This is a genomic window from Mesorhizobium sp. M7A.F.Ca.ET.027.02.1.1 (assembly GCF_004022985.1).
GTDB lineage: Bacteria > Pseudomonadota > Alphaproteobacteria > Rhizobiales > Rhizobiaceae > Mesorhizobium.
The window spans coordinates 1-4,797 of sequence record NZ_RZOL01000433.1 but is presented as its reverse complement, the minus strand read 5'-3'; the positions used below and the strand labels follow the sequence as shown (position 1 = coordinate 4,797).

Annotated in this window: 4 protein-coding genes and 1 pseudogene; 2 read left to right on the top strand and 3 right to left on the bottom strand. The window is 64.2% G+C overall.

The genetic code is table 11. The features are described from left to right. The first annotated feature begins 125 nt into the window (after positions 1 to 125). Together EN749_RS30535 and ubiA are read left to right on the top strand one after the other, a co-directional pair. Positions 126 to 1,033, top strand: a pseudogene (locus tag EN749_RS30535) (LysR family transcriptional regulator). 68 nt (positions 1,034 to 1,101) lie between these two features. Continuing rightward, positions 1,102 to 2,085, top strand: a complete 984-nt coding sequence (gene ubiA, locus EN749_RS30530; protein WP_164874018.1) for a 4-hydroxybenzoate octaprenyltransferase — start codon at positions 1,102 to 1,104, stop codon at positions 2,083 to 2,085. Positions 2,086 to 2,292: 207 nt separating this feature from the next. On the opposite strand, the gene EN749_RS30525 is transcribed toward ubiA, so the two are convergent. The 3 genes from EN749_RS30525 to EN749_RS30515 form a co-directional block, all read right to left on the bottom strand. Further along, a complete protein-coding gene (locus EN749_RS30525) occupies positions 2,293 to 2,859 on the bottom strand; it encodes a DUF6101 family protein (protein WP_127328402.1) in 567 nt (188 codons plus the stop codon). Between the two features lie 186 nt (positions 2,860 to 3,045). After that, entirely contained in the window at positions 3,046 to 4,476 is a 1,431-nt protein-coding gene (locus tag EN749_RS30520; RefSeq protein WP_127811015.1) for an FAD-binding oxidoreductase, read from the bottom strand. A gap of 9 nt (positions 4,477 to 4,485) precedes the next feature. After that, a partial coding sequence (locus EN749_RS30515; RefSeq protein ID WP_281061932.1) for a Sua5 family C-terminal domain-containing protein occupies positions 4,486 to 4,797 on the bottom strand: 312 nt, incomplete at its 5' end.

Genomic DNA, 4,797 nt, shown 5'->3' with positions numbered 1-4,797 from the left:
TCATGGTGGCGTCGATGGTGGCAGTCTGGGAAGCCATGGCGTTCTCCTCTGGAATGAAGCCACTATCGCAACACCTCTTCATTCGGTAAAATAATAACTTTCGATCCGACATATAGAGTGCCTCTATGAGTGTGACTCTCACGCAGCTGCGCTACCTGGTTGCCGTGGCGCGTCACGGCAGCGTCACCGGCGCGGCAAAGATGCTGAACGTCTCTCAGCCGTCGATTTCGGTGGCGATCGACGCGGTCGAAAAGAATTTCGGCCAGAAGCTGTTCGTCCGCGCGGAAGCGGCGTGTCGCCGACATCGTTCGGCCGCGCCGTCGTGGCCAAGGCAAGACAGGTTCTCACCGAAACGGAAGAACTCGTCGGCCTGGGTTCAAGCAAATCGGCTGTCAGCGGGGAACTCGTGCTGGGATGCTTCGAGGACCTGGCGCCGTTCTTCGCGCCGGCCCTGCTCCGCGCCTTCTCCGAACGCTATCCAGCCGTCAAGGTCGTCGTTCGCGACGAGACGTTCGAGACGCTGGGACGACGGCTGGGTGATGCGGCCATCGATCTCGGCCTGACTTATGATCTCAGCCTGCCGACGCATTTCGCCCGCATCCTGCTGCGCGAACTTCGCCCGCACGCGCTGTTGCCGGCAGGCCATGCCCTGGCGGACCGGCCAACGGTCAGCCTTGCCGATCTGGCCGCCTATCCGCTGATCACGACGGACCAGCCGCACAGCTGGCAGCACATGCTCGACCTGTTCCGCAGCCGCGGCCTTTCGCCGGTGGCCGATATGACGACAAGCTCGTTCGAACTGCAGCGTAGCATGGTCGCCAACGGCTTCGGCGTCGCGGTCAGCTATACCCGCCCGCACGGCGACCGCAGCTATGACGGCCTGCCGCTCATCTGCAAGCCGCTGTCCGATCCGCTGCCCATGCAGCGGATCCTGCTGACCTATGACACGCATCAGCGTGTGTCGAATGCAGCGCTGGCCTTCGTCGAGGTGGCCAGGGACTGGTTCGCTACCCGCGACATCTTTGCCTCGTGAAAGGCTGACGGGCACCACTCTCCCGCTTGCCGCTTGACGGTTTCTGCCGCTGCTGCCACTCCATGGACATGGAAAATATCCAGTCGAAAGCGGCCCAGGGCCGTGTCGCCGATGCGCCGAACGGCCATTGGGTCTACCGCGTGCTGCCGCACTCGATTTGGCCCTATGCGCAGCTTGCTCGATGGGACAGGCCGATCGGCTGGCAGTTGCTGCTGTGGCCGTGCTGGTGGTCGGCGGCCTTGGCGGCAAGCGCCTATCCGCGTCCGGGCGACCCGCTGCTCTCACTGCTGCCGGCACCAGTGTATCTCCTGCTGTTCCTGGTCGGGGCCATAGCCATGCGCGGCGCCGGCTGCACCTACAACGACCTCGTCGACGAGGACATCGACAGCCAGGTGGAGCGCACGCGCTCGCGACCGTTGCCGTCGGGCAAGGCGACGCGCCGGCGGGCATGGCTGTTTCTCGTCCTGCAGGCCCTGGTCGGCCTCGTCGTGCTCATCCAGTTCAACAGCTTCGCCGTCCTGCTCGGCATCTGCTCACTGGCGGTCATCGCCATCTATCCATTCATGAAGCGGATAACCAACTGGCCGCAACTGGTGCTTGGCCTTGCCTTTTCCTGGGGCGCGCTGATGGGATGGGCGGTCGAGTTCGGCGATCTCGATGGGCCTGCCATCATGCTTTATATCGGCTCGATCCTGTGGGTGATCGGCTACGACACGATCTACGCACATCAGGACAAGGAAGATGACGCCATTGTCGGCGTGCGCTCGACGGCACGCCTGTTTGGCGATAACACCAAATCGTGGCTGGCCGGGCTTTACGGCGGCGCGCTGATCTGCTTCGCCATCGCCTTCGCGTCGGCGCAAGCGCCGGTGGTGGCGCTGGCCGGACTGATCGCCGCCGGCGCCCATATGGCCCGACAGATCGCCGTGTTGGACATCGACAATCCGGACCAATGCCTGCGGCTGTTCAGGTCGAACAACCAGGTCGGCTGGCTGATCTTCCTTGGTCTGATCGGCGGCGCTGTGTGGGTGGCGCTGAAGCCGCTGGTTTAGTCTTCCTTCTCCCCGTCACTATACGGGGAGAAGGTGGCGGCAGCCGGATGAGGGGCAGCGCCGACCTTGGAGGGGAGGCAAGAGATTCATCGGCGACACAACGCATACCCAACTAAGTCTTAAAGTCGTGGCCGAACACTTAGGTCGGCGCTGCCCCCCATCGCTCTGCGGGGCACTTCTCCCCGTATAGTGACGGGGAGAAGAAGGCTAATCCCTCGAAATAATCTCCTGGCCGTCGATGACCAGCCTGAGACCGAGGGCGCCGGCCCTGCGGCGAGCGAGGAAACGCGGGCGGCGCGTGTTCGAAATCCGCCCCTTGCGCCGGTCCTGCGGCGGCAGCGTCTTGATGGCGGCGCCGAGCGATTCTTCCAGGGTGCGGGCAACGCCGTCCGATTCGATCAGCAGCATCGGCAGACGGTAAGCGTCGGCCCAGGCGCGCCAGTCGGCTGCGACATCGTCGAGATCGTCGGCCACCAGCAGCGGCACCGACAGCATCGGGTCGTTGTGCAGGAGTTCCAGGGTCACCGTGACATTGCCGTCCGGGTCTTCCATGGCGCGGGCGGCAACGCCGCGGAACGCATTGGAGGGCAGAACGATGATCGCGGGCAGGCCGCTCATCTCGAGCAAGCGGCGGATCACGGCGCCGCGCTGGTCGATGGTGAAGGTTACATCGCCGTAGTCGTCGCGAGTCGCGTAGCTCACCACTTGCGGCAGGCGAAATGGGTCGAGACGCATGTTGCGTCCCGCCCAGACTGGCTTCAGTCCGGTGTTCATAGAGTGGCCTTCCTGTCTGTCTCCTGAGAGCCGGTGTCCGGTTCTCTCCGGGCCGGTTTTTCCAGCCTCGTTTGTATTGAGACAGTAGCGCGGGCTCCTTACCGCCCCGCTTAAGAAAGTCGGTTAAATTTTGCTGATCTCAGGGATGGTTATCGGAATCCCACCAGCCGCAACTTGTCGAAAGGTTCAGATAACCTTACCCGGATTCATGATGCCGGCCGGGTCGAAAGCGGCCTTCACCCTTCGCATCAGATCGATCGCCATTGGCGGCGCGGTGGCGATCAGTTCGTCGCGCTTCAACTGGCCGATGCCATGCTCGGCCGAGATCGAACCGTGCAGGCTGCGCACCACACCGTGCACCGCCTTGTTCATGGGGTGATAGAGAGCGAGGAACGCCTCATCGTCGCCGTCGACTGGCCGCGAAATGTTGTAGTGGAGATTGCCGTCGCCCATATGACCGAAGCAGACCACGCGGGCGCCTGCACTTACCGACGCCACGGCGCCGGCGGCTTCTTCGATGAAGCGCGGGATCGATGCAATAGGCACCGAAATGTCGTGCTTAATCGAGGCGCCTTCCGGCTTCTGCGCCTCGGGCAGCAGCTCGCGGAAATTCCAGAAGGCATCCCCCTGCCCGAGGCTCGCCGCAATGACGGCGTCGCCGACGAATTCCTGTTCAAGGCCGGCCGAGAGCACGTCCTCGATCAACGCCCGCGAATCCTCCGACGAACGGCCTGATGAAATCTGCATCAGCACATACCACGGCCAGTCCTCGATCAGCGGCCGCACCACGCCCTGGGCATGCGCCAGCGTGAAATCATATGGCCGTCTGCCGATCAGTTCGAAAGCGGTGAGTGCTGCCCCGGCACGGTCCATGGCCAGGCTGAACAGCGAAAGTGCGGCCTCGGGCGACGACAGGCCGGCGAAGGCGACTTCGCGCCCCTTCGGCTTCGGGAACAGCTTGAGCACGGCGGCGGTGATGACGCCGAGCGTGCCTTCGGCACCGACGAACAGGTTTTTCAGATCGTAGCCGGTGTTGTCCTTCTTCAGCTTGCGCAGATCGTCGAACACCTCGCCGGTCGGCAGCACCACCTCGACACCGAGACAGAGTTCGCGCGCATTGCCATAGGCAAGCACGCCGGTGCCGCCGGCATTGGAGGAAAGATTGCCGCCGATCTGGCAGGAGCCCTGCGCGGCCAGCGACAGCGGGAACAGCCGGTCGGCGGCGTCGGCTGCCTCCTGCAGCGTCTGCAGGATGACGCCGGCCTCGACCGTCACGGTGTTGGACAGGACGTCGATCTCGCGGATGCGGTTGAGCCGCGACAGCGACAGGACGATTTCGCGCCCGGACCTGTCCGGCACCTGCGCGCCGACCAGCCCGGTGTTGCCGCTTTGCGGCACGATCGGCGTTCCCGTCTCCGTCGCCAGCCGCATGATCCGGCTGACTTCGTCGACGCTGCCCGGCCGCAGCACCAGCGATGTCGCGCCGTGCCAGAGCCCGCGCCGCTCAATGAGGTAAGGCGCGATATCACGCTCGTCGCGCAGTGCATATTTGTCGCCGACGATCGCCGCGAAGCGATCGATGAGAGCGGGATCGAGTGTCTCTGTGATTTCGGTCATGGGGGAAAACTATGGTGTGGGCTGCGTGATGTCACGAGGGGCGGCGGCACGCGACAGCCGATCGTTGATGGCTTCACCGAGCCCGTCGAAGGGAATACGCTCGACGGCGATGGTCCGCGCGCCGCTGCGGTCGAGTTCCTGCATATAGGCGAACAGATTGCTCGCCGCTTCGCGCAGGTCCCCGGTTTCGGACAAATTGAGGAAGGCTTCGGCGCGGCGCCAGCCTTGTGCCCTCTGACCGCCGAAGCCGAGCAAAGCCTCGCCCTCGCCGACCGCGCCGGCATTGAGCCGCATCGCGGCACCCGGCGCGTAGTGCGAGGC